We start from the raw sequence: 25,604 nt of genomic DNA, 5'->3' as shown, positions 1-25,604 counted from the left end.
TGTCAAAAGTCTAATTGTGGATAGGAGGAACAGTTGCGGGGTTGGTATTGTAGCTTTTGCGGAAGTTATCCACAAAATATCAGAAGGCTGTCCCCGGCTCCAGTGCGTTATAGGCTGCACATCCTAATAGATTAGGCAGCCTGCGGCTTGTAAAGAATCTCCGACCTCTGCGCAGGCTTGTCGGTATCCTCATGAGTCCATAGCAAATTCAAGGGTCATTGCATCAAAGGCGCAACGCTGTGATAATCCCCGGTTTCCCTGAATGTGTTCAGGGTGATATGAGCCGGGCGCCTTTTTTGTGCGCGCGCGCCCAGCTGCTTTAGAACATGCACAACATGTTCCCGGGCGCTGTGGCGGGTGCTTTGTTCCGTTTGTTGCCTTCTGGTCCGATGACATGCTCGGCATGTGAAAAAATATCGGGCTTGGCGGTGACAGTGTGCGGCGCAAAACCGGAATGGTCGGGCGCAAACATGGCGCCTTGCCGACGCAAATACTGAACCTTCTCAAGGAACCAACATGAAACGTACTTACCAACCTTCCAAGATCCGCCGCGCCCGTACCCACGGTTTCCTGGTCCGCATGAAGACCAAGGGTGGCCGTGCCGTGATCAACGCACGTCGCGCCAAGGGCCGCAAGCGTCTGGCCGTCTAAGGCCGGCGTTGGCTAGCGGTCTGCTCCTTCGCTGCGCTGAAGGCCTCTGAACGGAGGCTCTCCTATGCAAAGGCTGAAAACGCGTCCGCAATTCCAGGCCACCATGTCCGCGGGCACCATTGCCCGTACCCCGCACTTCGCCCTGCACCGCATGGAGCTGGTGGCCGAGGTTGCAGACATGGTTGCCAACCCCAGGACAGGGCCCGGATCGATCGATCCGCAGGCCCTGTTTGGCATTGGTGCAGTGCGCAAGCAGGCCTGGCTGGGTGCCATGGTGCCCAAACGCTGGGCACGGCGCTCGGTCACGCGCCACACCATCAAGCGCCAGATCTATGCGGTGTCCTCGGAGTACGAGGACGCCCTGCTGTGTGCTTCCTATGTGGTGCGCCTGCGCTCGGGGTTTGACCGTAAGCAATTCGTCAGTGCAACCTCGGACCAGCTCAAGGCAGCGGTCCGCAAGGAACTGCAACAGCTTTTTGCGACCGGGGCGCGCCGCCTGACGCAGGCCCGTCAGGCCACCACGGCGGAGGTGGGGTTGAAGGAAAATTCGCCTCAAGCCCTTGATGGAAAAACGCAAGAAGCTACTGATTCAATAGCTAATCAGCCGGAGAACCAGCCATGATGCAGCGACTGCTCATGGCTGTGGTGCGTGGCTACAGGCTGCTGCTCAGTCCCTGGCTGGGGTCGGCCTGTCGCTTCGAGCCGACCTGCTCGGCCTATTCCCTTCAAGCGCTGGAGCAACACGGCGCTGCGGTAGGCTCTTATCTGACGGTGCGCCGGCTGGCGCGCTGTCATCCGTGGTGTGACGGAGGGCATGATCCCGTGCCACAGCAAAAGCCCAGGCTGTTTTCCTTTCTGGACAATGCCTCGGATTCTTCCGCGACCACCCAACCTTCCTCACCTAAGAAGTCTTCATGAACGATATTCGCCGCACCATACTGTGGGTGATATTTGGCTTTTCCATGGTTTTGCTCTGGGACAAGTGGCAAATCCATAACGGCAAAAAGCCCACCTTCTTCCCATCGCCGCAGACGGTCAGTGCACCTGCTGCGGCCGATGCCAAGCCTGCCGATGTCAGCGTTCCCCAGCCCGCCGCAGCCGCTTCTGCCGGCGATGTGCCCGGTGCTGCCAATGCCGCAGGCCAGCCCGCAGCGGCCGTGACGCCCCGTCAGGACGTGACTGTGGGCAGCGATGTCATGCGTCTGACCTTCGACAGCGAAGGCGGCACGCTCAAGCATTCCGAGCTGCTCAAGTACTCCGACACCGCGGATGACAAGAAGCTCATGCAGGTGTTCGAGGAAAACGCCAAGCGCGTCTACCTGGGACAGACCGGCCTGATCGGCGGCAACTTCCCCACGCACAAGACTCCCATGACCGTGATGCCCGGCGAGCGCGAGCTCAAGGACGGTCAGGACAGCGTGCAAGTGCGCTTCGAGTCCGCCGACCAGGGTGGCGTGAAGCTGGTCAAGACCTTCACGCTCAAGCGCGGCTCCTATGCCGTCGATGTGCAGCACGATGTGGTCAACACCGGCTCGACCGCCGTGAACCCCCAGCTGTACATGCAGCTGGTGCGCGACGGCAACAAGCCCGAGCATGAGTCCAGCTTCTATTCCACCTTCACCGGTCCCGCCGTCTATACCGACGCCAAGAAGTACCACAAGGTCGAGTTCAAGGACATCGAAAGCGGCAAGGCCGAGGTCGACAAGGCCTCTCCCAATGGCTTTGTGGCCATGGTGCAGCATTACTTCGCCAGCGCCTGGCTGCTGGCCGACGGCATCCAGCGCGACAACTTCGTGCGCAAGGTGGGCGACAACCTCTATGCCGTGGGCATGATCACGCCCGTGGGCACGGTGGAACCCGGCCAGACCAAGACCGTGAGCTCGCGCCTGTTCTCCGGCCCTCAGATCGAGCCCATGCTGGAAAAGCTCTCGCCCGGTCTGGAACTGGTCAAGGACTATGGCTGGCTGACGATTCTGGCCAAGCCGCTGTACTGGCTGCTGTCCGAGCTGCACAAGTTCATCGGCAACTGGGGCTGGTCCATCGTGGCCCTGGTGGTGCTGCTGAAGATCGCCTTCTACTGGCTCAACGCCAAGGCCTACTCCTCGATGGCCAAGATGAAGGCCATCAACCCCCGCATTCAGGAAATGCGCGAGCGTCTGAAGGACAAGCCCCAGCAGATGCAGCAGGAGATGATGCGCATCTACCGCGAGGAGAAGGTCAACCCCATGGGCGGCTGCCTGCCCATCATCATCCAGATCCCTGTCTTCATGGCTCTGTACTGGGTGCTGCAGTCCAGCGTGGAAATTCGCAACGCGCCCTGGATCGGCTGGATTCACGACCTTTCGGTGCCGGATCCCTTCTTCATCCTGCCGCTGCTGATGACTCTGTCCTCGCTGCTGCAGACCGCCCTGAACCCCGCTCCTCCTGACCCCATGCAGGCCAAGATGATGTGGATCATGCCGCTGATGTTCAGCGTGATGTTCTTCTTCTTCCCCTCGGGTCTGGTGCTGTACTGGCTGACGAACAACATTCTGTCGATCGCTCAGCAGTGGATCATCAACAAGCGCATGGGCGTGCCGCCCCAGTTCAACCTGCCCAAGTTCGGCAAGGCTGCCGAAGGCAAGTAAGCACGGCGCCAGCGCCAACAAGAACGCCACCTGAAAAGGTGGCGTTTTTTTATGCCCGCTCGAACAAGGCGGCGGCCTGCCTGCTGCCTTACTTGCCGATGCAGAAGCTGGAGAAGATCACTCCCAGCAGGTCGTCGGAGCTGAATTCGCCGGTGATCGAGTTCAGCGACAGCTGGGCCAGGCGCAGCTCCTCGGCCAGCAGATCCAGATGGGCGGATTGCGCCGCCAGCTGCGCGTCGGCCATCTCCAGGTGGACATCCACGGCCTGCAGGGCCTCCACATGGCGGGCACGGGCCAGGTACAGGCCCTCGGGCGCGGATTGCCAGCCCGCCACTTCCAGCAGCCGCTTGCGCAGCGCGTCCAGGCCGTCGCCGGTACGGGCGGACAAGGCGATCTGCTGTGCATTCAGCTGGGCGGTGTGACGGGCCTGTACATCGGCAGCCGCCATATCGGTCTTGTTCCAGACATGGATGACCGGCACCTGAGCGGGCAGCCTGCCCTGCAGGGTGCGGGCGATATCGGCATCGGCCGCCGCATAGTCGGCCTGTTCCACGCGGGTCAGATCGTGCAGAAAGAGCACGGCATCGGCTGCTGCAATCTCATCCCAGGCACGGGCAATGCCGATACGCTCCACCTCGTCATCGCTGTCACGCAGGCCTGCGGTGTCGATCACATGCAGGGGCACGCCCTCGATCTGGATCGTCTGCTGCACCTTGTCGCGCGTGGTTCCGGCAATCGGGGTGACGATGGCCAGCTCGGCCCCCGCCAGTGCGTTGAGCAGCGAGCTCTTGCCCGCATTGGGCTGACCGGCAATCACCACCTTGATGCCTTCCCGCAACAGCGCGCCCTGATGGGCGCGTGCCAGCACGGCAGTGACCTGGGCGCGCAGTCGCTCGAGTTGGCCAAAGGCATCGGCCTTCTGCAGAAAGTCGATTTCCTCCTCGGGAAAGTCCAGCGTGGCTTCCACCAGCATGCGCAGATGCACCAGGGCGTCGCGCAGCACATGGATTTCCTGCGAGAACGCGCCAGACAGCGAACGGCTGGCACTGCGCGCGGCGGCTTCGGTGCTGGCATCGATGAGGTCGGCAATCGCCTCGGCCTGGGCCAGGTCGATCTTGTCGTTGAGAAACGCGCGCTCGGTGAACTCGCCGGGCTGGGCCAGACGCAGCCCTGTCAGCACCGGCCTGCCGTCCTCGCTGCCACTCTGGGCCGCCTCCAGGCAGCGCGCCAGCAGCAGCTGCAGCACCACGGGGCCGCCGTGGGCCTGCAGCTCCAGCACGTCCTCGCCTGTGTAGCTGTGGGGGCCGGGAAAGTAGATGGCCAGGCCGTGGTCTATGGGCGAGCCGCCTGCATCCCTGAAGGGCAGATAAGTCGCTTCGCGCGGTTTCAGCTCCCTGCCGCAAAGCGTTCGCACCAGGGCTGCAAGACCTTTGCCGGAGACTCGCACAATGCCAACGGCTCCGCGCCCGGGGGCGGTGGCAATGGCGGCAATCGGGTCGTTGTGGCGGGGCAGCATGGGCAGAAGCTTTCAGAGAGGCAGGCAAACAAAGGTCAACAAGAATCATATCTCTGTGCTTCATGCATTATTTGCATAATGCTATGATTTCGTTTGCATTGTTATTGAACAGTCATGGCTGTTTGACCTTAAACGCCGAGCTGCAACCCCTCTTTTTTTGATAGCGCTCGGCCTACAATCCAAAATCCGATTTCATCGTCCGCAGGAACACAGGGGCCGGGTAATGTGCCCATAGAGAGTCCTTACTGCGGATGACTTACTTTGCGAGCTGGAGACCGCTGATGTCCGACACCAAGCCCATTACCTCGATTGATAAACGTGCGTTGCTGCGTCAGGCGGCACTGGAATATCACGAGTTCCCCAAGCCCGGCAAGGTGGCCATCGCGGCAACCAAGCCCATGGCCAATCAGCATGATCTGGCCCTGGCTTACTCGCCCGGCGTGGCTGCGCCCTGCGAGGAAATCGTCAAGGACCCGGCTGCGGCGTTCAAATACACCAGCCGCGGCAACCTGGTGGGCGTGATCTCCAACGGCACGGCGGTGCTGGGCCTGGGCGACATCGGCGCGCTGGCCTCCAAGCCCGTGATGGAGGGCAAGGGCGTGCTGTTCAAGAAGTTCGCCGGCGTCGATGTGTTCGATATCGAAATCGACGAGAAGGACCCGCAAAAGCTGGTCGACGTGATTGCTGCGCTGGAGCCCACCTTCGGCGCCATCAATCTCGAAGACATCAAGGCGCCCGAGTGCTTCTTCGTGGAGCGCGAGCTGCGCAAGCGCATGAACATTCCCGTCTTCCACGACGACCAGCACGGCACGGCCATCACCGTGGCAGCGGCCATGGTCAATGCGCTCAAGGTTGCCGGCAAGAAGATCGAAGAGGTCAAGCTGGTGGCGTCGGGTGCCGGCGCCGCGGCGCTGGCCTGCCTGAACCTGCTGCTGGAAGTGGGTCTGAAGCGCGAGAACGTGTTCGTGACCGATATCGCCGGCGTGGTCTACGAGGGCCGCACCGAGCTGATGGACCCGGACAAGGCGCTGTTTGCCCAGAAGACCGAGCTGCGCACGCTGGGCGAGGTGATCGAGGGCGCTGACGCCTTCCTGGGCCTGTCTGCCGGCAATGTGCTCAAGCAGGACATGGTCAGGAAGATGGCGGCCAGGCCCATCATCTTCGCGCTGGCCAACCCCAACCCGGAAATCATTCCCGAAGATGTGAAGGCGGTGCGCGACGACGCCATCATCGCCACGGGCCGCACGGACTACCCCAACCAGGTCAACAACGTCCTGTGCTTCCCCTATATCTTCCGTGGTGCGCTGGACTGCGGCGCGACCACCATCACCACCTCGATGGAGATCGCCTGCGTGCACGCGATTGCCGCGCTGGCCCAGGCCGAGCAGTCCGAGGAAGTGGCAGCCGCCTATGTGGGCGAGGTGCTGAGCTTCGGCCCCGAGTACCTGATTCCCAAGCCCTTCGATCCGCGCCTGATGCTGGTTGTGGCGCCTGCCGTGGCCCAGGCTGCGGCCGAAGCCGGCGTGGCCAAGCGCCCCATCCAGGACATGGATGCCTACCGCGAGCATCTGAAGACCTTCGTCTACGCCTCCGGCACCATGATGAAGCCCATCGTGCATGCCGCCAAGAAGGCCTCCAAGAAGCGCGTGGCCTATGCCGAGGGCGAGGAAGAGCGCATCCTGCGCGCGGCCCAGATCGTGGTGGACGAGCGCATTGCGCGCCCGACGCTGATCGGCCGCCCCGCCATCATTGCCCAGCGCATCGAGAAGTTCGGCCTGCGCATGAAGGAAGGCGCCGACTACGACGTGGTCAACGTCGAGCATGACGAGCGCTACCGCGACTTCTGGCAGAGCTATCACCGCATGACGGAGCGCAAGGGCATCACCGCGCCCATCGCCAAGATCGAAATGCGCCGCCGCCTGACGCTGATCGGCTCCATGCTGCTGCACAAGGGCGAGGTCGACGGCCTGATCTGCGGCACCTGGAACAACACCAATGTGCACCTGAACTACATCGATCAGGTCATCGGCAAGCGCAGCGGCGTGACCACCTATGCCTGCATGAACGGTCTGCTGCTGCCCGAGCGCCAGGTATTCCTGGTCGACACCCACGTCAACTACGACCCCACGGCCGAGCAGTTGGCCGAGATCACCATCATGGCCGCCGAGGAAATGATGCGCTTCGGCATCAAGCCCAAGGCTGCGCTGCTGAGCCACTCCAACTTCGGCTCCAGCAACCAGCCTAGCGCCGTCAAGATGCGCCAGACCCTGGAGCTGCTGCGCGAGCAGGCACCCTGGCTGGAAGTGGATGGCGAAATGCACGGCGATGTGGCTCTGGACGGCAAGGCCCGCGCCAAGCTCATGCCCAACAGCACGCTGCTGGGTGATGCCAACCTGCTGGTCTCGCCCAATATCGACGCCGCCAACATCAGCTACAACCTGCTCAAGCAGGCGGCCGGCGGCGGCATTGCCGTGGGCCCGGTGCTGCTGGGTGCGGCCAAGCCCGTGCATGTGCTGACGCCCAGCACCACGGTGCGCCGTATCGTGAACATGACGGCGTTGACCGTGGCCGACGCCAACGTCAGCCGTTAAGCGCGCGGCAAAAACAAGAGCCCGCCGTGCATGGAGCACGGCGGGCTTTTTTGTGCCTTGCGGCGGGGCTTACCAGGTACGGCTGACGCCTGCGTCCACCGTGCCGAAGATTTCCACGCCGCCGGAGCTGCTGGAACTGGAGGAGGCCGGCATGGTGCCGGAGCAGGCCGTCAGCACCAGCGTGGCGGCTGCTGCGGCCAGGGAGAGCCATTTGCGCATCTGCATTTCCTTGTCCGCATCCATTGCGGCTCGTAGCCCCATGGTAGCGGGCTGGAGATACCCCGCCGTAACAGCTTGTTTTGCCTGAAAATGGGTTTAGCCTAAACGGGGTAAGCGTTTAAAGCTATCAAAGTTGATCAGGTCTCCAGATACAGCTCGGCCAGCCGCTCGCGCGCGGTGCCATCCACACCCAGCACCTGGCTCAGATAGCGGTCCACGCTGCCATGCTGGGCGCGCACCACGTCGACCGAGGCCATCAGATAGGACGGCTGCACGCGCCACAGCGCATCCAGCGCCTCTTCGGACAGCTGGCCATACATCTGGGTCGGGCGTACGAAGTACTGATTGGTCAGCAGATAGTCCTCCATGATCTGCTCCTCGTCCACGCCGAGCGCCGTCAGCAGCAGGGCCGCAGCCCAGCCCGTGCGGTCCTTGCCGGCCGTGCAGTGAAAGACCAGCGGTGCATCGCTGAGCTGCAGCAGTGCGAGGAACTGCGCAAAGCGATTGCCGTACACGTTCACAAAGCTGCGGTAGGTGTCGTGCATCAGCTCCTCGGTATCGCGGCTGCTGAGGTGGCGACCCTGCTCCATCAGGGATTGGGCGCGCTGCACCACGGTGGGCTCGACCACCAGGGCATGGCGCTCGATCAGAGGCCAGGCATAGGAGAGATGCGCACTTTCGCCTTCGCCGCGAAAGTCTGCGCTGCGGTGTATGCCCAGCTTTTGCAGCTGGTCCAGGTCTTGCTGTGTCAGGTGCGCCAGATGCGCGGAGCGGTACAGCTTGCCCCATTGCAGGCGGCGGCCGTCCAGGCCCTGATATCCGCCCAGATCACGGAAGTTGGAGGCTCCCGAAAGGGAGACTTGGCGCGCGGGGCGCTCCGTCAGCAGGTCATGGTTCAGTTGCATACCAATGCTTATAGCGGATTGCAAAGACCCATCCATGTCATCCGTGTTACCCGGGCGCGGTGCCAGGATCGTCGGCCCGAACGGAAAGCGCCGCATGGCCAGGACTTGCAGCGCCGAATCTGCCCGAGAGCCATCTTGCGACAGTGCCTTCGCGCTCAATGGCTGCTTGCACTGCCCCGCAGCATATGCTTGAGCAGCTTGCCGGTAGCGGTGCGCGGCAGTGTGTCACGGAACTCGAAGAGGCGCGGAATCTTGTAGCGCGCCAGCTGCGGGGCCATGAACTCGCGCAGGGTCTCCTGGTCCAGCAACTTGCCGGTCTTCAGGGTCAGCACGGCCACCACGGTCTCGCCCCATTCGGGATGGGGCCGGCCGATGACAGCAACGTCCTGCACGTCGGGGTGGGTGCAGAGCACGTCTTCCACCTCCTTGGAATAGACGTTTTCGCCACCCGTAACAATCATGTCCTTGAGCCTGTCCACGATATAGAGATAGCCGTCCTCGTCCCTGCGCGCCAGATCGCCGCTGCGATACCAGCCCTGCTCGTCCAGCACGGCGGCCGTGGCCTCGGGGCTGTTCAGATAGCCCTGCATCATGGCGGCGGAGCGCAGGCAGATCTCGCCCACCTCGCCGGGGCCGCACGGGCTGCCATCCTGGCGGCGCAGTTCCAGTTCCACGCCGGGTATGGCACTGCGGCCGATGGAGCCTGGTTTGGTCAAGGCTTCTTCTGGATAGAGCATGCTGCCCAGCGGGCCGGATTCGGTCATGCCATAGACCTGCATGAAGCGGTCGCTGCGATAGGCCTGGGCCAGCTTGCGAACCATCTCCGCGCCCAGCGGGCCGCCGCCATAGGTCCATAGGCGAATGGCGCTGAAGTCGTAGCTGGCCACATCCGGCACCACGGCAAGCGGGGCCAGAAAGGCAATCGGCGCGCCGAAAGTGAAGCTGATGCGCTCGCGCTCCAGCGTCTGCAGAAACTCCCTGGGAGCGTATTCGCGCATCAGCACGGCGGTGCCGCCCATGAGCAAGGTGCCCAAAAACCAGTTGTTCAGCGGCGACGAGTGCCAGATCGGCATGGCGATCAGCGTGCGCTCCATGGGTGACAGCGAGGTGGCGGCGGCCGTGCACAGGGCTGCGTGAAAGACATTGGCATGGCTGTGCAGGCAGCCCTTGGGCTGGCCCGTGGTGCCAGAGGTATAGAGGATTTCGGCCAGCGCGTCCGGTGCCGGATGGCCATGCTGGTCGCCGCAGGGGGGGGCCTGCGCCAGCAACTCATCGAAGAAGCCCAGGCCTTCGGCGGCAGAAGCCGTGCTCAGCCACCGCAGTTCTGCCGCCGGCTGCAGTTCGGCCTGGACCGCTGCGATCAACGCTGCGCGCGTTCCATCCACGATGCACAGCCGTGAGCCGCAGTGGCGCAGTATGTAGGCGACTTCCGGGGCCTGCAGCTTGTGGTTGATGGGCACGACGGCGGCACCCAGCCGCCAGGCGCCGAATAGCGCGAACACAAAGCCCGGGGTGTTCAAGCACAGCAGGCCGACCCTGTCGCCCTGGCGCAGGCCTTGCGCCTGCAGCACGGTGGCGGCGCGGCGGCTGGCCTCGGCCAGTGCGGCATAGCTCCAGTCCTGGCCGTCAGCGCGCAGCGCCAGTTTTTCGGGGCGCGTACGTGCCTGCTGGTCGAGCAGGGAAATGAAATTCATCATGGCTGGCGTCCTCCTCAACCAGTCCAGGCATTGCGCAGCAGGGCGGCCGGGTCGCTGCTGCCGCAGGCAACACCGGCCACCGGGCCCCAGTCCGGGTCGAAGCGACTGCCGAGAAAGGCCGCAGCGCTGTCGCTGCTTGCATGCTGCAGCATCAGCGTGGCCTGCACCGTGATGGCCAGGCGCTGGGTGAAGCGGCGCGCTTCGCGCTCCAGATCCTGAGGCGCCAGCATGATGGCCTGGCGCAGCTTGTCCACCTGCGTGCGCAGCACGGCTTCCTCTGCACCCGCTTGCTGCAGATGGTCCAGCAGCAGATGGGCGTCGTCGGGGTTGCGGGCAATGGCGCGCAGCACATCCAGGCACATGACGTTGCCCGAACCTTCCCAGATGGAGTTGACGGGGGCCTCGCGGAACAAGCGCCCCATGGGGCCGGTCTCCACATAGCCGTTGCCGCCGAAGACTTCCATGGCTTCGCCGGTATAGCCCACGGCGCGCTTGCAGTTCCAGAACTTGGCTGCAGGCGTGACGATGCGGCGCCAGGCCTGATCCAGCGGGTCTTCGGAGCCAAAGCGTGCGGCCAGATCCATGGCCAGCCAGGTGGCGGCTTCGGATTCCAATGCCATATCGGCCAGCAGGCCGGTCATCACCGGCTGCTCGGCCAGTGGCAGGCCGAAGGCATGGCGGTTGCGCGTGTAGTGCAGGGCCTGCACCAGGGCCTGACGCATAAAGCCCGCACTGGTCAGCGCGCAGTCCAGACGGGTGTAGGTAGCCATTTCGATGATGGTGGATATACCCCGGCCTTCCTGGCCTATGAGTACGCCCCAGGCGTTGTCGAACTCCACTTCGCTGCTGCTGTTGGAGCGGTTGCCCACCTTGTCCTTGAGGCGCTGGATATGGATGGCGTTCTTGCGGCCGTCGGGTCGCCAGCGTGGCACGAAAAAGCAGGTGGGACCGCGCTCCTCGGTCTTGGCCAGCACCAGATGCCCATCGCACATGGGGGCCGAGAAGAACCATTTGTGGCCGGTGATCAGATATTCCTCGCCCCAGGGGCCGAGGCTGCCCGATGGGTTCAGGGCCACGGCACGCGTGGTGTTGCTGCGCACATCGCTGCCGCCCTGGCGCTCCGTCATGCCCATGCCCACGGTGATGGAACGCTTGCCCTCGGCGGGGATGTCACGCGCGTCGTAATCGGTGGACGCAAGCAGCGGCCCCAGCACCGCATGGAGCTGGGGGTTGAGACGCACCAGCGGAATGCTGGCCTTGGTCATGGTGGTCGGGCAGCCCGAGCCGGACTCGATCTGGCTGTGCATGAACAGCGATGCGCCATAGGCCGGCCAGGCCGTCTGCCGCGCGTCGGTGAAGGGCAGGTTGCAGATGCCGTTGCGCCGGGCAATCGTCATCATTTGATGCCATGCGGGGTGAAAGCGCACCTGGTCGATACGGTCGCCTGTCGGGGAATGCGTGTGCAACTCGGGCTCGAAATGGTTGGCGTCTTCGGCAGCGCGCAGCGTGGCTTCGGCGCCATATTCCGCACCCTGGCGTTGCAGCTCCGGCTCGCGCCATTGCGCGCCGCCGCGTGCCACGGCACGCTGCAGCACCGGGTCACTGGTGAAGACGTTGTAGTCCTTGAGCTCCGGGGCCTGGTTATGAGGATGAATGCCGGTCATGGTGTCTCTTCCTTTCTATGTGACCCTGCCTGCAGCAGGGCGCAGGGCTTTGTGATTTCTACGAGATGTCCGGCAGGCGGGAAGGGCCCGCCAGAAGGCGGAGTCAGGAGGGCCGCCTCATCTTGCAGCTGGTGTCCAGGGCGGCCGCCCGGGCAGAAACCGTGCTGACGGGTTTCCATCCCAGGCCTGTGCCTTCCTGGTCATGCACCACGGCCCTGCCGTCCACCTGTTCCCAGCTCAGTACATGGATGGGTTGCTGGGCCTGGTGATCGCTCTTGCGCATTTCCACGGGGCCGTTGATGCCGTCGAAGCGCATGCCCGACATCCTGGCCGCCACCGCGGCAGGTTCCACGGACTTGGCCTCGCGTATGCCCTGGGCCAGCATCAGCAGGGCGTTGTGGCCCAGGCCGTTGATGAAGTCCTCGTTGAACTGGCGCTTGAAGCCCGGCAGCAGCGAATCGCCGACCAGAGGCTGGGAGTTGGGGCTGAAGGCCGAAACCAGCTTGACCCGCCCCTGTCCTGCTGCCCCCATGGCGCTGGGCACGCCGAAGTTGTTGCCGTTGAGGGTGTAGAAGTCCGTGTCCAGACCCGCTTCGCGCGCGGCCCGCACGATCAGCGCCAGGTCGGCGCCGAAGTCCGCAGTGATGACGGCATCGGCTCCGGATTGCTTGATCTTGGCGATATAGGGCGAGTAATCCTTGACCTGCCCGAGAGGGTGGAAGTCATCGCCCACGATCTTCAGGTCGGGGCGCTTGGCCTCCAGCATGCTGCGTGCGGCACGCGAGACTTCCTGGCCGTAGGCATAGTTGGGGTTGAGCAGAAAGACCTGCTTGACCTGCTTTTGCCCGGCCAGGTAGGAGGTCAGCGCGGCCACCTTCATGTCCGAATTTGCATCGGTGCGGAAATGCCAGTAGCTGCACTTGGCGTTGGTCATCTGCGGCGCCTGGGCCGCATAGTTCAGATAGATGATTTCCTTGCCGGGGTTGCGGCTGTTGTGCTTTTCGATGGCCTCCTGCAGCGCCAGGCCCACGGCCGAGGAGCTGGCGCCCTGCACCACATAGTGGATGTTCTGTCCGATGATGGAGTTGAGCTGGCTCAGCGCCTCCTGTGCGGAAAGGCGGTTGTCAAAGGGCACGATCTCGAACCTTACGGCCCCCGCCCAGCCTTGCTCGTTGGCAAGCTTGGCGCTGTACTGGAAGCTCTTGAGCACATTCAGGCCCAGCCCCGCCATGGGGCCGCTCATGGCATCCAGCGAGGCAATCTTCACTACCGTGGCAGGCTGTGCGTGAGCCGCCGAAATGCAGACCAGTGCCACTGCCGCCAGGCAGATGGGAGTGAGAGGGGGCATGCTTGTCTCCGTCTTCGATGAGAATTTCCTATCCACCGGGTTACCGTGCACATCGGCATCGAGGTCTCTGTGGAAAATTCTAGAAACCCGTGCAAAAAAGGTGTTCGGATTTGGCCAGCAGGAAACCACACACCCCTTCCTCCGCGACAGCAGGGCGTCGCCGCCCTTTGCAGTCTCGTGCACGGCATACGTTTCAAGCCTTGCAGGACGCCTTTGTTCGGCTTTTGCTTGAGCGCAGCTACGCGCAAATCACCGTGCGCGAGATCGTCCTGGTGGCGGGCACCGGGCTGGGCAGTTTCTACGAATATTTTTCGGGCAAGGAAGACCTGGCCAAGGTGTGCCTGCATCTGCGCTCCAAGTCACTGCTGCTGGGCATTCGCGGCGTGACCAGCAGCCATGCGGGCCAGCCGCTGATGCAGATTGCCGAGGCAGTGGTCGAGTCACAGCTGCAGGCGCATCGTGAGCGGGCAGATGAATGGGGGGCCCACTATCTGCTGGAGCGTCACTACTCCACTTCGCAGGCCTACCGGAAGATGTTCGAGCGCTTTGTGGACGCCTGGGCCGCTGCCATAGAGCAGGCAGCCGACCTGCCCCCGGACTACCCGGTGCGCGATGCAGCACGGGTGAGCCAGTGCATTCTGTACGGTCTGCTCAACCACAGCTATCTGGCCACGGACAGCGTCCCGGATCTGGATCTGCTGCGCCAGCGCGCCAACACGGCCATATCCGGCTATCTGAACGCCTTGCGCTGCGCTGCCTGAAATGAAAAAGACCGCCAGCGGCAAGCCGTGGCGGTCTCTGTGGGTTGGCGGGGCAGGGCTGGCGATCAGCTCACATGCTTGCCCACAATGCCTGCCAGCTCGAACATGCTGATCTGCTCCTTGCCGAACACCGGCTTGAGCTTGGCGTCGGCGTTGATGGCGCGCTTGTCCTTGGCATCCTGCAGGCCGTTGGCCTTGATGTAGTCCCAGAGCTTCTTGATCACGTCGGGGCGCGAGGTGGGCTCGCTGCCGATCACGGCGGCCAGATCGGCGCTGGGCTTGAGCGTGGCGCTCACGGTGCGGGGCTTCTTCACCGCAGCGGTCTTGGTCGTCGCCCTGGTCGCTGTCTTGGCGGCGGTCTTCTTGGCAGCCGTGCCTGTCTTCTTGGCGGCAGCGGTCGTGGTCTTGGCCGCCGCTGCACCAGCCGTCTTGCGTGCCGGGTACTTGCTTTCGCGCTGCTCGAACTCGAAGTTCACCTTGCCTGCCGCACCATCCCAGACCAGGAAGGCCTTGAAGTTGCGGCGCGTGCGGTTGGAGACGAACTTCTCCAGCAGGTCGGTCTTGCCGGTCTGCAGCAGCTTGCTCATCTGCTCGCGTTCGATGGGCTGCTGCAGGATGATCTGGCCGCTCTTGAAGTCGCAGCTGGGCGTGGTCTGGGCCAGCGTGGGCACGGCCTTGGAGCAGACATAGTTGGCGCCATGCTCGAAGACAGGCGAGCCGCACTTGGGGCAGGGGCCCAGGCTTTGCTGGTGGGCAAAGTCCACGATCTCGCCCGTGTCCTCGGAATCCTTGTCGTCACCGAAGTCGAATTCCAGCTTGAAGTTGCTGTTTTCCTCGTCACGCACGATGGCGACTTCGGCCACAAACGGCCAGCCGGCCTTGGAGCGGAAGCCTTCCAGCGGGCCGATACGGCGCTCGCGCAGCAGCTGCTCGGCCTCGGCCGTCTCGAAGGTGCGGCCGGCAGGGGACTTGGTGAACGAGAAGCCGCAGCCTTCGCTGGCTCCATTGGCACCCGTGCAGGCGTAGCGGCGGTAGTTTTCCTTGACCACGCCGCCGCAGTTGGGGCAGGGCGTGGAAAGCGTCGCGTAGTCACCGGGAATGGTGTCGCGGTCGTATTCCTTGGCCTTCTTGACCAGCTTCTCGGTCATGGCCTGGATCTGCTGCATGAAGGCTTCGCGCGAGAGCTGGCCTTTTTCCATCTGCGACAGCTTGAATTCCCATTCGCCGGTCAGGTCGGCGCGGCACAGTTCCTCGACTTCCAGGCCGCGCAGCAGCGTCATCAGCTGGAAGGCCTTGGCTGTGGGGATCAGCTCGCGGCCTTCGCGCAGCATGTACTTTTCCGTCAGCAGGCCTTCGATGATGGCCGCGCGCGTGGCTGGCGTGCCCAGGCCTTTTTCCTGCATGGCTTCGCGCAGCTCGTCGTCGTCGATCTGCTTGCCGGCGCTTTCCATGGCACCCAGCAGCGTCGCTTCGGAGTAGCGTGCCGGCGGCTTGGTCTTGAGGCCCTTGACATCGGCGTGGTGGGTGCGCGGCTGCTCGCCGGGCTTCACGGCAACCAGGGGCTGGCCCTTGTCGCCTTCCTTGGCATCCTCCACCTCGTTGGCGGCTTCCTTGCCGTAGATGGCCAGCCAGCCCGGCTTGACCAGCACCTTGCCCTCGGTCTTGAAGCTGTGCTGCTCGACCTTGCTGATGCGCGTGGTGACCTGGTATTCGGCGCTGGGGAAGAACACGGCCATGAAGCGGCGCACGACCAGGTCGTACAGCTTCTGTTCGGCTTCCGACAGGCCGGAAGGAGCCTGGGTGGTCGGAATGATGGCAAAGTGATCCGACACCTTGCTGTTGTCGAACACGCGCTTGGTGGGGCGGATGTAGTTGTCGTTGATGGCCTGCTGGGCAAAAGGCGCCAGATGGCGCATGCCGCTGGTGGCCAGCATGTCGAAGGTCTGGCGCGCCACGGGCAGATAGTCTTCGGGCAGGGCGCGCGAGTCGGTACGCGGATAGGTCAGGGCCTTGTGGCGTTCGTACAGGCTTTGCGCCAGCGCCAGCGTGGTCTTGGCCGAGAAGCCGAACTTGCCGTTGGCTTCGCGCTGCAGGCTGGTCAGGTCGAACAGCAGGGGCGAGGCCTGCGTGGTGGGCTTGCTTTCCTCGGTGACGGTGGCCGGCTTGCCCTGGACGGCGGCGGCAATCGCTTCGGCCTCGGCCTTGTTCCACAGGCGGTCGGCCTTGGCCTCGGCATCGTCCGATTTCTTCCACTGCGGGTTGAACCACTTGCCCAGGTACTGGCCGGCCTGGGCGTCGAAAGTGCCGTGCACTTCCCAGTAGTCGCGGCTGACGAACTGGCGGATCTTTTCCTCGCGCTCCACCACCAGGGACAGGGTGGGCGTCTGCACGCGACCCACGGTGGTCAGGAAGAAACCGCCGTCGCGCGAGTTGAAGGCCGTCATGGCACGCGTGCCGTTGATGCCCACCAGCCAGTCGGCTTCGGAGCGGCTGCGCGCGGCGCTGGCCAGGCCTTGCATCTGGGCATCGCTGCGCAGATTGTTGAAGCCGTCACGAATCGCCTGCGGCGTCATGGATTGCAACCACAGTCGCTTGACCGGCTTGCCCAGACCGCCCTTGGCACCGCCCGCGTATTGCTCGATCAGGCGGAAGATCAGCTCACCCTCGCGGCCCGCGTCACAGGCGTTGATGAGTTCGGTCACATCCTTGCGCTTGGCCTGCTTGACCACGGCGTTCAGTCGGGTCTTGGTCTTGTCCACGGGCTTGAGGTCAAAGCGCGGGGGGATGACCGGCAGATTGGCAAAACTCCATTTCCCGCGCTTGACGTCGAATTCTTCGGGCGCCTGAATTTCCACCAGGTGGCCGACCGCACTGGTCACCACATAGCTGTCGGATTCGAAATAGTCATCGTGTTTTTCAAACTTGCCTGCCACCGGGGTCAGCGCACGGACGATGTCCTGTGCGACAGAAGGCTTTTCTGCAATCACCAGGGTTTTAGTCATTGTGTGTTCTCGTCGTCATTAACCACCTGAACCCGAATCGAAACTCAGGCCCATACAATTCGCTTCTCACGCGCGCGCATGCGCACATGTGTGCATATTCAAAGTATCAGAGAAAACATGCCCCGCACATCACTGGCCTCTTCCACAGGCCGCCGTATCCAGACCCGGCGCTCCGGCGTGCACGGCAAAGGCGTTTTCGCCGCGCAGGATATTGCGCAAGGCGAAGCCCTTATTGAGTACGTGGGTGAGGTGATCGACTGGCAGGAGGCGCAGGACCGTCATCCGCATGATCCCAGCCAGCCCAATCACACTTTTTATTTTCAGGTCGATGATGAGCGTGTGATCGACGCCACGCACAAGGGCAATTCCTCGCGCTGGATCAATCACAGCTGCGATCCCAACTGCTACACCGACGAGATCGACGGTCGCATCTACATCATTGCACTGCGCAATATTGCCGCAGGCGAGGAACTGAACTACGACTATGGCCTGATGGTGGAGGAGCGCTACACGGCCAAGCTCAAGGCCGAATATGCCTGCTACTGCGGTGCGGCGAACTGCCGTGGCACCATGCTGGCGCCGAAAAGGGGCTGGAAGCCGCCGATGCCTCACGGCACCCCCTGAGCGGCTTTGCCTAGGCGGCCCCGCCGCTTCCCCCTCTCTCGCGTTGCTTCGCAATGCGGGAGGGGGACGACGCCATCGCCGCGAGGCGGCTCTTGCTCGGCGTCTCTGAGTTGGAACATGCTTGTTCAAGGCGTGCTCGCTGCATAGAAATTTTGGATAAAGAAAATGACTCAGCCGATTCACTGGAATGCCGAAGCCCTGTGGGAAGCCATTGCACCGCAGTTGCCGGGCTTCACGGTCGAGGTGCTGCCGACCATTGGCTCGAGCAACACCGAGCTCATGCGCCGCGCGCGCGACGGGCTGACGGAGCCGGTGCTGCTGATTGCCGAGCAGCAGACGCAGGGCCGTGGCCGGCTGGGGCGCAACTGGGTCAGCGGCGTCGGGGATTCGCTGATGTTCTCGCTGGGCCTGCCGCTGGCGCCGCGCGACTGGTCGGGGCTGTCGCTGGCGGTGGGCGTGAGTGTGGCTGAGAGCCTGCAGCCCCATCTGCCGGTTGCCGGCAGCGCCACGCCGCGCATCGGCATCAAATGGCCCAACGATCTGTGGCTGGAAGGCGACCGCAAGCTGGCCGGCATTCTGATCGAGACCGCAAGCTTCGTCGGCACGCAGCAGCACGATATGACGGCGCCGCGCTACGTGGTGATAGGCATCGGCATCAATGTCCGTCCCCGCCCCGGTGACGGCATGCGCACGGCTCCGGCCTGCCTGCAGGAGCTGGATGCCGCGCTGGACGCGCCCACGGCCCTGGCCTGCATATTGCCCAATCTGGTGGCCGAGGTGCAGAGCTTTGCCCGACACGGTTTTGTGCCGCTGATGCAGCGCTTTGCCCAGCGCGATCTGCTGGCCGGGCGCGAAGTGAGTCTGAGCGACGGCACGAGCGGCATCGCCCAGGGTGTGGCGGCCGATGGCGGCTTTCTGGTGCGCACCGCTGCGGGGCTACAGGCCGTGACCAGCTCGGAAATCAGCGTGCGTCCGGCCAGCAGCCCGTTGCAGGCTTGAAATGAAGCACCTCCTGAGGCGCTTTGCGCCTTCCTCCTCTCTCTACGCGCTGCGCGCAAGTGGAGAAGGACGCAGCCCTCGCTGCGGGGCGGCCCTTGCTCGGCTGCCCGCGATTGGAATGCGCCGGGTTCACAGGCCATGCAGGGGCTGTAACCTGGCGGATAACATTGATATGGGAACGCCATGCTGAGAATCGTTTTTCTGCTCCTGGTGCTGGGCAACGCCGGCTACTACCTGTGGAGCCACGGCTATCTGGCCGGCATGGGGCTGGCGCCGGAGCTGCAGTCCGAGCCGCAGCGCCTGCAGGAGCAGATCAAGCCCGATGCGCTGGTATTGCAGCAGCCTGAAGCCGCGCCGGCTCCCGAACCCGCAAAAACCGAGCCGTCCGAGGCACCCGCGGTGGACGATGGTGCGCCCGCATCCAGGCCCGATGCGCAGGCGGACAGCAAGCCCGAGGCCAAGGCCGAGGACGCCAAGCCTGCAAAGGACGCCAAAACAGCGGTCAAGGAGCCCGAGACCTGCTATCAGGCCAGCGGCATCGAGGAGGCGCAGGCCGACAGCATTCGCCGTGCGCTGGCGGGCAAGTCCAAGAGCGACTGGGAGCTGGTGGCCAGCCACCAGGGCGGGCGCTGGATGGTCTATATGGGCAAGTTCCCCGATACCGAATTCCTGGACCGCAAGCGCGGCGAGCTGCGTCTGATGAATATCGACTTTGACCGAGCGGGTGGCAATCTGGAGCCGGGCTTGTCTCTGGGCCGTTTCTCTACCGAAGAAGCTGCGCAGCGCCAGCTGGCCACGTTTGCGCGCCAGGGCGTGCGTACCGCACGCGTGGTGCAGGAGCGCCCCGATGTGACTACCTATGCGCTGCGCCTGCCCAAGGCCACACCCACCTTCCGCAACGAAGTGGCCGCGCTGGCTGGCAAGAACCTGGTGCCCAAGGCATTGCAAGCCTGCGTCAAGTAATTTTTGTAGCTTCTATCGCAAGAAAGGCCTGCATTTGCAGGCCTTTTGTATTGGAAAACCAGTTACAGCAAGCGCAACCAGCTCCTGTTTTTAGTCCAGATGAATATTGGCCGCTGCGGCCAGCTTCTTCATCTTGGCCACTTCGCTGGAGATCTGCTTGGTGAAGTCAGCGCTCGATGTGCCCGAGGGATACAGGCCTTGAGCAGCCATGCGCTGCTTGACGGCGGGGTCCTTCAGCGCGGCAACGATGGCCTTTTGCACGCGTTCCACTTGCGCGGCAGGCGTGTTCTTGGGGGCCACCAGGCCGAACCAGGAAGGCTCGTTCAGGTCGGGGTGACCGGCCTGGGCATAGGTCTGCACATCGGGCAGCACGTCCAGGCGCTCGTGCCAGGACACGGCCAGGGCGCGCACCTTGCCCGACTTGATATGGGGCAGCGAAGAGTTCACCTGGTCGAAGTAGACCGGCACCTGGTTGCCCAGCACGTCGTTGATGGCCGGAGCCGAGCCGCGGTAGGGGATGTGGTGCATTTCGGTGCCCGTGCTCTTGAGGAACTGGGCGCCCCACATGTGACCGATGGTGCCGTTGCCGGGAGTGGCAAAGGACACCTTGCCGGGGTTGGCCTTGAGGTAGGCTACGAACTCGGCAAAAGTCTTCACGGGGATCAGCTTGGGGTTGATCACCAGCACGCCGGGAGCCTTCACGATCTCGGTCACGCCCACGAAGTCGTTGGTCGCGTCGTAGGGCAGCTTCTTGAACACGGCGGGGTTCACGCCATGGGTGGACAGCGTGGCGATACCGAAGGTCACGCCGTCGGTGGCGCGGGCCACTTCGGCCATGCCGATGGAGCCGCCGGCTCCGGCCTTGTTTTCAATCACTACGGCCTGGCCGCCCAGCAGCTTGATCAGCACGTCCTGCATGTTGCGGGGCACCATGTCGGTGGGGCCGCCGGCAGGGAAGGGCACGACGATGCGCAGAGGACGCGAGGTGTCCTGCGCCATGCTCATGCCGGAGAAGGAAGAAGCGGCTGCGGCAGCAGCGGCGGTGTAGATGAATTGACGACGTTGCATCAAAAAGCTCCCTGGATCCGTTGATTCCAAATTGCTGTCTTGCGGTGGCACAAAAAGCGACTCCTCAGACAACCCATGATCGAATTGATTCTAGGGTAAGCGAGAGGTTGTCAGATACGCAGTTTCCGTTATGCGAATCGGGGCAAAGGGGCGCAAAGCCAAGTCTGGCGCGGTTTTTCAGGCCGCAAGGGCACCAAGTTGGTGCGCATGCGGAACGATTTCACTGCTGTCCCGGCATGGCCTTGAAGCGCACGGTAAACAGCGCTCCCGGCGGCACATGGCCGGGCCTGGCGTCTTGCAGCAGCACTTGCGCGCCATGCTGGCGTGCGATTTCCATGACGATGGGCAGACCCAGGCCGGAGCCGTCGGCTTCGGAGCCCAGTGCGCGGTAAAAGGGCTGGAAGATCAGCTCGCGCTCGGCCAGCGGCACGCCGGGGCCGGAGTCCTCGACCTGCAGCAGCAGGATCTGGCCGAAATGATCGGCCTGCACGCGCACGGTGACCACGCCTGGCTGTTTGCTGGTCGATGGCGTGTAGTTGATGGCGTTGTCCACCAGATTGCGCACCAGCTCGGTCAGCAGCGTGGCATTGCCGTTGAGCCAGACGCCGGGCGTGCTGGCGCCGGCGCCCTCGTAGCCCAGGTCGATGTGCTTGTCCATGGCGCGCGGCAGGCAGTCCTGCACCACCTCAGTGACGATGCGCACGAGGTTGCAGCCCTGCATGGCGGGTACGGCGCTCTCGGCCCGCGCCAGCGCCAGCAACTGGTTGACGGTATGCGTGGCGCGCATGCTGGAGCGGCCGATCTGCGCCAGCGAGCGCTTCAGATCTTCGGTATTCGTGCCCTCGCGCTGGGCCAGGTCGGCCTGCATGCGCAGCCCCGCCAGCGGGGTCTTCAACTGGTGGGCGGCGTCGGCCAGAAAGCGCTTTTGCGTGGCGATGGAGTCATGCAGACGCTGCAGCAGATCGTTGACCGAGTCGACCAGCGGCACCACTTCCAGCGGCACATCCTTGTGGTTGATGGGCGAGAGATCTTCGGGCTTGCGCGCGCGGATGCGTTCCTCCAGCCGGTGCAGCGGCTTGATGCCGCGCGCCAGCGCCAGCCACACCAGCAGCGCGGCCAGCGGCAGGATGACGAACTGCGGCAGCATCACGCCCTTGATGATTTCCGTGGCCAGCACGCTGCGCTTTTCGCGCGTTTCGGCGACCTGCACCAGGGCGCTGGGCTCGCCGGGCAGCGGCATGCGCACCCAGATATAGGCCACGCGCAGGTCTATGCCCTTGTATTCCTCGTCGCGCAGCAGCACCGTGCCCGTGGGCGGGTCCTCATCGGTGGTAGGCGGGCGGGGCAGGTCGCGTTCGCCGGCCAGATATTCGCCCCTGGTGCCGCGGACCTGGAAGAACACCGTGTCCGACTCATCGGCGCGCAGGATCTCGCTGGCGGACTGCGGCAGATTGAACTGCACCTTGCCGCGCTGCACGATGACCAGCTGGGCCAGGGCCTGGGCGTTGTACTCCAGTGCGCGATCGAAGGGCTTGTTGGCCAGGCCCTGGGCCACCAGCCAGGTCAGCGCCAGGCTCACGGGCCAGAGCAGCAGCAGCGGCGTGAGCATCCAGTCGAGGATCTCGCCAAAGAGGGATCGCTGCTCACGCTGAAAGATCTTCATGGCTGGTGCGCTATCTCATCCAAGAGGCAGCCAGCGAGGGCCGCCCCGAAGCAAAGGCTGCCGTCCCCCTGGGGGGAAGCGGCGGGGCCGCCTAGGCAAAGCCGCTCAGGGGGGGGTTATTTTTTCCAGGCAGTAGCCGAGGCCACGCACGGTGGCGATGCGGATCGGCCCTTTCTCGATCTTCTTGCGCAGCCGGTGGATATAGACCTCGATGGCATTGTTGCTCACCTCCTCGCCCCATTCGCACAGGCGCTCCACCAGCTGGTCCTTGCTGACCAGGCGGCCTGCGCGTTGCAGCAGCACCTCGAGCAGACCCAGCTCGCGTGCCGACAGCTCCACCATCTTGCCGTCGATGGTGGCGACCCGGCCGGTCTGGTCATAGACCAGCGGGCCATGCTTGATGGTGGAGCTGGCACCGCCCATGCCGCGACGCGTGAGGGCGCGTACGCGCGCTTCCAGCTCGGACAGCGCAAACGGCTTGGCCATGTAGTCGTCGGCACCGTAGTCCAGGCCTTGCACCCGCTCCTCGATGGAATCGGCTGCCGTGAGAATCAGCACCGGCAGCGCGTCGCCGCGCCCGCGCAGGCGCTTGAGCACTTCCAGGCCGTGCACCTTGGGCAGGCCCAGATCGAGAATCAGCAAATCGAATTCGCTGCTGGTCAGCAAGGCGGTATCGGCCTCGCTGCCGTTGGCCACATGGCTGACGACGGCGCCCGAGCTGCGCAGTGTGCGCAGCAGGCCGTCTGCCAGCACCTGGTCGTCTTCGGCAATCAGTATGCGCATGGGAGTCTCCTGCTTGTTATGTGTGCCTGTTTGCACTTTTGCTGCCATTGTAGGGACGGGCCAAGGCCGTCCGGCGCAATTGTCGACAGGCGCTCGCAGGCGTCAGGCCTCAGTAGCCTTCGGCATAGGCTTCCAGGCCCAGCGCCACCACGGTGGCCACATCCTCGCCCACGGCCTCGCGGAACTCGGCCTCGGCCTGGCTCACGGCGTCGTGAAAAGCCCGCAGCCAGACCAGGCCCGCATCGGTGAAGCGCACGCGCCTGGCGCGCCCATCGTGCGGGTCGATCGCGCGCGTGACCAGGCCCCAGGCCTCGCACTGCGTCACCAGGTCGGCCATGGCCTGTTTGCTCATGCCTGCCTTGTCGGCCAGATCGGTGAGGCGGTCGCCGGCCAGGGACAGATGGCGCGTGATGTGGATGTGGGCTGCCCCCACCTTGTCGCGCGCCGCCAGGTTGGACAGGGCCAGCGGCACCTCCACATCGCGTGCCATGAGCTGCAGCACGCGTGCATCGAAGCGGCGCATGGCATGGCCGAGCAGGCGGCCCAGATGGGTCTGGCGCCAGGCATCTTCGGCGGGGGTGACAGGTGCAATTTCGGACATGGGTAAATAGTAAGGCAAACTGACTAAATATTTGGACGCACAGCCGATACAAGCTCATAAACTACTGTTCAAGCATCCAGCCTGAATGTAAAGACAGGGCTGGCCACAGACAGTCATTCACCTACTTCGGAGCCTGATATGAACGCCATCGCCAAGACCAACGACGCCAACAGCGAAAAAGCCAAAGCCCTGGCAGCCGCCCTGGCCCAGATCGAAAAGCAGTTCGGCAAGGGCACCATCATGAAGCTCGGCGAAGGTGAGGCCATTGAAGACATCCAGGTCGTCTCCACCGGCTCGCTGGGCCTGGATATCGCACTGGGCGTGGGTGGTCTGCCGCGTGGTCGCGTGATTGAAATCTACGGTCCAGAATCCTCGGGCAAGACCACGCTGACGCTGCAGGTCATTGCCGAGATGCAAAAGCAGGCCGGCACCTGTGCCTTCATCGATGCCGAACACGCACTCGACACCGGCTATGCCCAGAAGCTGGGCGTGAACCTCAACGATCTGTTGATCAGCCAGCCCGACACCGGTGAGCAGGCCCTGGAAATCTGCGACAGCCTGGTGCGCTCGGGTGCCGTGGATCTGATCGTCATCGACTCGGTGGCCGCATTGACGCCCAAGGCCGAAATCGAAGGCGAGATGGGCGACGCCCTGCCCGGCCTGCAGGCCCGTCTGATGAGCCAGGCCCTGCGCAAGCTGACGGCCACCATCAAGAAGACCAACTGCATGGTCATCTTCATCAACCAGATCCGCATGAAGATCGGCGTGATGTTCGGCTCGCCCGAGACCACCACCGGCGGCAATGCGCTGAAGTTCTATGCCTCCGTGCGTCTGGATATCCGCCGCACCGGCACCATCAAGAAGGGCGATGAGGCCATCGGCAACGAAACCAAGGTCAAGGTCGTGAAGAACAAGGTCTCGCCTCCCTTCAAGACGGCCGAGTTCGACATCTTGTTTGGCGAAGGCATCAGCCGCGAAGGCGAGATTCTGGACATGGGCGTGAACGCCAAGATCCTGGAAAAAAGCGGTGCCTGGTATGCCTACAACGGCGAAAAAATCGGCCAGGGCCGCGACAACTCGCGTGAGTTCCTGCGCGAGAACCCCGCGCTGGCCATCGAAATCGAGAACAAGGTGCGCGATAGCCTGGGCATCAAGCTGCTGCCCATGGACGGGGCTGCCGCTGCCGAAGCCAAGCCTGCCAAGGGCGGCAAGGGCAAGGTAGACAAGGACGGTGTGATCGAGGCCTGAGCCTCCTGAGCGACCAGGTCGCTTTCCCTTGCCGAATGCCTGGCATCGGCAGGGACTGAGATTCCCGCTGCAGGGCAGCGGGGCCCTGGCCCGGTGCTCGCTGCTATCGATGTGAAAGCCTGGCGGGGCCAAAAGTTAGCCATCTTTGCGCAGGCGGTCCCTGCGCATTTTTTATGGGAGAGATCCGAGCATGAGCTTTGCCAAGCTCTCACTCAAGGGCCGCGCCCTGAAGCTGCTGGCGCAGCGTGAGCATTCGCGGCTGGAGCTGCAGCGCAAGCTCGCTGCACATGTGGAGGAGGGCGATGATCTGAATGCCGTTCTCGACGAGCTGGAGCGGCGTGGCTTCATCAGCGTGGAGCGCGTGGTCGAGTCTGTCATGCGCAGCAAGGCCAGCCGTTATGGCGCAGCGCGTCTGGTGCATGACCTGCGCAGCAAGGGGCTGGATGAAGAGACCGTGCGCCAGGCGGGCGAGCAGCTGCGCTGCAGCGAGCTGCAGCGTGCGCGCGAGCTGTGGTGCAAGCGTTTTGGCAGCGTTCCCGTCGACATCAAGGAAAAGGCCAGGCAGCTGCGCTTTCTGGCTTCGCGCGGCTTTTCGGCAGATGTGGCTTCACGCGTGCTGCGCGATGCTCCATACTGCGCAGCACCCGACAGCGAGGACTGAGCTGCAGCCTGCT

The 25,604-nt window shown here is 63.7% G+C and carries 22 protein-coding genes; 11 read left to right on the top strand and 11 right to left on the bottom strand.

Annotated elements, in window-relative coordinates; translation table 11 throughout:
• The first annotated feature begins 516 nt into the window (after nucleotides 1–516).
• The 4 genes from rpmH (at nucleotide 517) to yidC (ending at nucleotide 3,278) form a co-directional block, all read left to right on the top strand.
• Nucleotides 517–651 (top strand): 50S ribosomal protein L34, encoded by a 135-nt coding sequence (rpmH, locus tag O987_RS27475; RefSeq protein WP_003060014.1) that lies wholly within the window; start codon nucleotides 517–519, stop codon nucleotides 649–651.
• 64 nt (nucleotides 652–715) lie between these two features.
• Nucleotides 716–1,273: a ribonuclease P protein component gene (locus tag O987_RS27470; RefSeq protein WP_043375957.1), complete on the top strand. Its 558-nt coding sequence runs from the start codon at nucleotides 716–718 to the stop codon at nucleotides 1,271–1,273.
• Nucleotides 1,270–1,569: a membrane protein insertion efficiency factor YidD gene (gene yidD, locus O987_RS27465; protein ID WP_003060017.1), complete on the top strand. Its 300-nt coding sequence runs from the start codon at nucleotides 1,270–1,272 to the stop codon at nucleotides 1,567–1,569. Before O987_RS27470 ends, yidD begins: the two co-directional genes overlap by 4 nt.
• Nucleotides 1,566–3,278: a membrane protein insertase YidC gene (gene yidC, locus O987_RS27460; protein WP_019042631.1), complete on the top strand. Its 1,713-nt coding sequence runs from the start codon at nucleotides 1,566–1,568 to the stop codon at nucleotides 3,276–3,278. The genes yidD and yidC overlap by 4 nt, the downstream gene beginning before the upstream one ends.
• An 88-nt stretch (nucleotides 3,279–3,366) precedes the next feature.
• On the opposite strand, the gene mnmE is transcribed toward yidC, so the two are convergent.
• Nucleotides 3,367–4,794, bottom strand: a complete 1,428-nt coding sequence (mnmE, locus tag O987_RS27455; protein ID WP_043375955.1) for a tRNA uridine-5-carboxymethylaminomethyl(34) synthesis GTPase MnmE — start codon at nucleotides 4,792–4,794, stop codon at nucleotides 3,367–3,369.
• Nucleotides 4,795–5,075: 281 nt separating this feature from the next.
• On the opposite strand from mnmE, the gene O987_RS27450 reads away from it, so the two are divergent.
• Nucleotides 5,076–7,385, top strand: coding sequence for an NADP-dependent malic enzyme (locus O987_RS27450; protein WP_003060022.1), 2,310 nt, complete (start codon nucleotides 5,076–5,078; stop codon nucleotides 7,383–7,385).
• 69 nt (nucleotides 7,386–7,454) lie between these two features.
• On the opposite strand, the gene O987_RS29320 is transcribed toward O987_RS27450, so the two are convergent.
• The 5 genes from O987_RS29320 to O987_RS27430 all read right to left on the bottom strand — a co-directional run bounded on the left by O987_RS29320 (nucleotide 7,455) and on the right by O987_RS27430 (nucleotide 13,218).
• A complete protein-coding gene (locus O987_RS29320; RefSeq protein WP_003060024.1) occupies nucleotides 7,455–7,628 on the bottom strand; it encodes a hypothetical protein in 174 nt (57 codons plus the stop codon).
• A 113-nt stretch (nucleotides 7,629–7,741) separates the two neighbouring features.
• On the bottom strand, nucleotides 7,742–8,509 hold the full coding sequence (locus tag O987_RS27445) for a tyrosine-protein phosphatase (RefSeq protein WP_019042633.1): 768 nt from the start codon (nucleotides 8,507–8,509) through the stop codon (nucleotides 7,742–7,744).
• Between the two features lie 155 nt (nucleotides 8,510–8,664).
• On the bottom strand, nucleotides 8,665–10,206 hold the full coding sequence (locus O987_RS27440) for a class I adenylate-forming enzyme family protein (protein WP_080731624.1): 1,542 nt from the start codon (nucleotides 10,204–10,206) through the stop codon (nucleotides 8,665–8,667).
• A gap of 14 nt (nucleotides 10,207–10,220) precedes the next feature.
• Nucleotides 10,221–11,870, bottom strand: a complete 1,650-nt coding sequence (locus tag O987_RS27435) for an acyl-CoA dehydrogenase family protein (RefSeq protein WP_003060029.1) — start codon at nucleotides 11,868–11,870, stop codon at nucleotides 10,221–10,223.
• Between the two features lie 103 nt (nucleotides 11,871–11,973).
• Complete coding sequence (locus tag O987_RS27430; protein ID WP_043375953.1) at nucleotides 11,974–13,218, bottom strand: branched-chain amino acid ABC transporter substrate-binding protein; 1,245 nt, start codon at nucleotides 13,216–13,218, stop codon at nucleotides 11,974–11,976.
• Between the two features lie 110 nt (nucleotides 13,219–13,328).
• Here O987_RS27430 and O987_RS27425 point away from each other — a divergent pair, with 110 nt between their 5' ends.
• Nucleotides 13,329–13,979, top strand: a complete 651-nt coding sequence (locus O987_RS27425) for a TetR/AcrR family transcriptional regulator (RefSeq protein ID WP_268746935.1) — start codon at nucleotides 13,329–13,331, stop codon at nucleotides 13,977–13,979.
• Nucleotides 13,980–14,044: 65 nt separating this feature from the next.
• Here the strand turns inward: O987_RS27425 and O987_RS27420 are convergent, their stop codons facing one another.
• Nucleotides 14,045–16,981, bottom strand: coding sequence for a DNA topoisomerase III (locus O987_RS27420; protein WP_043375951.1), 2,937 nt, complete (start codon nucleotides 16,979–16,981; stop codon nucleotides 14,045–14,047).
• Nucleotides 16,982–17,098: 117 nt separating this feature from the next.
• Between O987_RS27420 and O987_RS27415 the strand changes: the two genes are divergently transcribed.
• From O987_RS27415 to O987_RS27405, 3 genes are all read left to right on the top strand, one after another.
• A complete protein-coding gene (locus tag O987_RS27415; RefSeq protein WP_043375949.1) occupies nucleotides 17,099–17,605 on the top strand; it encodes an SET domain-containing protein in 507 nt (168 codons plus the stop codon).
• Between the two features lie 165 nt (nucleotides 17,606–17,770).
• Entirely contained in the window at nucleotides 17,771–18,604 is an 834-nt protein-coding gene (locus O987_RS27410; RefSeq protein WP_043375947.1) for a biotin--[acetyl-CoA-carboxylase] ligase, read from the top strand.
• 183 nt (nucleotides 18,605–18,787) lie between these two features.
• Nucleotides 18,788–19,567: a hypothetical protein gene (locus tag O987_RS27405; protein WP_003060041.1), complete on the top strand. Its 780-nt coding sequence runs from the start codon at nucleotides 18,788–18,790 to the stop codon at nucleotides 19,565–19,567.
• 90 nt (nucleotides 19,568–19,657) lie between these two features.
• On the opposite strand, the gene O987_RS27400 is transcribed toward O987_RS27405, so the two are convergent.
• The 4 genes from O987_RS27400 to O987_RS27385 all read right to left on the bottom strand — a co-directional run bounded on the left by O987_RS27400 (nucleotide 19,658) and on the right by O987_RS27385 (nucleotide 23,682).
• Nucleotides 19,658–20,635, bottom strand: a complete 978-nt coding sequence (locus O987_RS27400; protein WP_003060043.1) for a tripartite tricarboxylate transporter substrate-binding protein — start codon at nucleotides 20,633–20,635, stop codon at nucleotides 19,658–19,660.
• A 220-nt stretch (nucleotides 20,636–20,855) separates the two neighbouring features.
• Nucleotides 20,856–22,298 carry a sensor histidine kinase gene (locus O987_RS27395; protein ID WP_043375945.1) on the bottom strand — a complete coding sequence of 481 codons (1,443 nt, stop codon included), beginning with the start codon at nucleotides 22,296–22,298 and terminating at the stop codon, nucleotides 20,856–20,858.
• A gap of 105 nt (nucleotides 22,299–22,403) precedes the next feature.
• Nucleotides 22,404–23,081, bottom strand: a complete 678-nt coding sequence (locus O987_RS27390) for a response regulator transcription factor (RefSeq protein ID WP_003060046.1) — start codon at nucleotides 23,079–23,081, stop codon at nucleotides 22,404–22,406.
• Between the two features lie 109 nt (nucleotides 23,082–23,190).
• Complete coding sequence (locus O987_RS27385) at nucleotides 23,191–23,682, bottom strand: MarR family winged helix-turn-helix transcriptional regulator (protein WP_003060049.1); 492 nt, start codon at nucleotides 23,680–23,682, stop codon at nucleotides 23,191–23,193.
• A 138-nt stretch (nucleotides 23,683–23,820) separates the two neighbouring features.
• Between O987_RS27385 and recA the strand changes: the two genes are divergently transcribed.
• Nucleotides 23,821–24,930 carry a recombinase RecA gene (gene recA / locus O987_RS27380; RefSeq protein ID WP_003060050.1) on the top strand — a complete coding sequence of 370 codons (1,110 nt, stop codon included), beginning with the start codon at nucleotides 23,821–23,823 and terminating at the stop codon, nucleotides 24,928–24,930.
• A 190-nt stretch (nucleotides 24,931–25,120) separates the two neighbouring features.
• The gene (gene recX, locus O987_RS27375; protein ID WP_003060052.1) at nucleotides 25,121–25,591 is read left to right on the top strand and encodes a recombination regulator RecX; all 471 of its coding nucleotides are present in this window, start codon (nucleotides 25,121–25,123) and stop codon (nucleotides 25,589–25,591) included.
• Nucleotides 25,592–25,604 lie beyond the last annotated feature (13 nt).

The sequence above is a fragment of the Comamonas testosteroni TK102 genome (assembly GCF_000739375.1).
Taxonomy (GTDB): Bacteria; Pseudomonadota; Gammaproteobacteria; order Burkholderiales; family Burkholderiaceae_C; genus Comamonas; species Comamonas brasiliensis.
The sequence above is the reverse complement of the archived record's forward strand: the minus strand, read 5'-3'. Positions and strand labels throughout refer to the sequence as shown.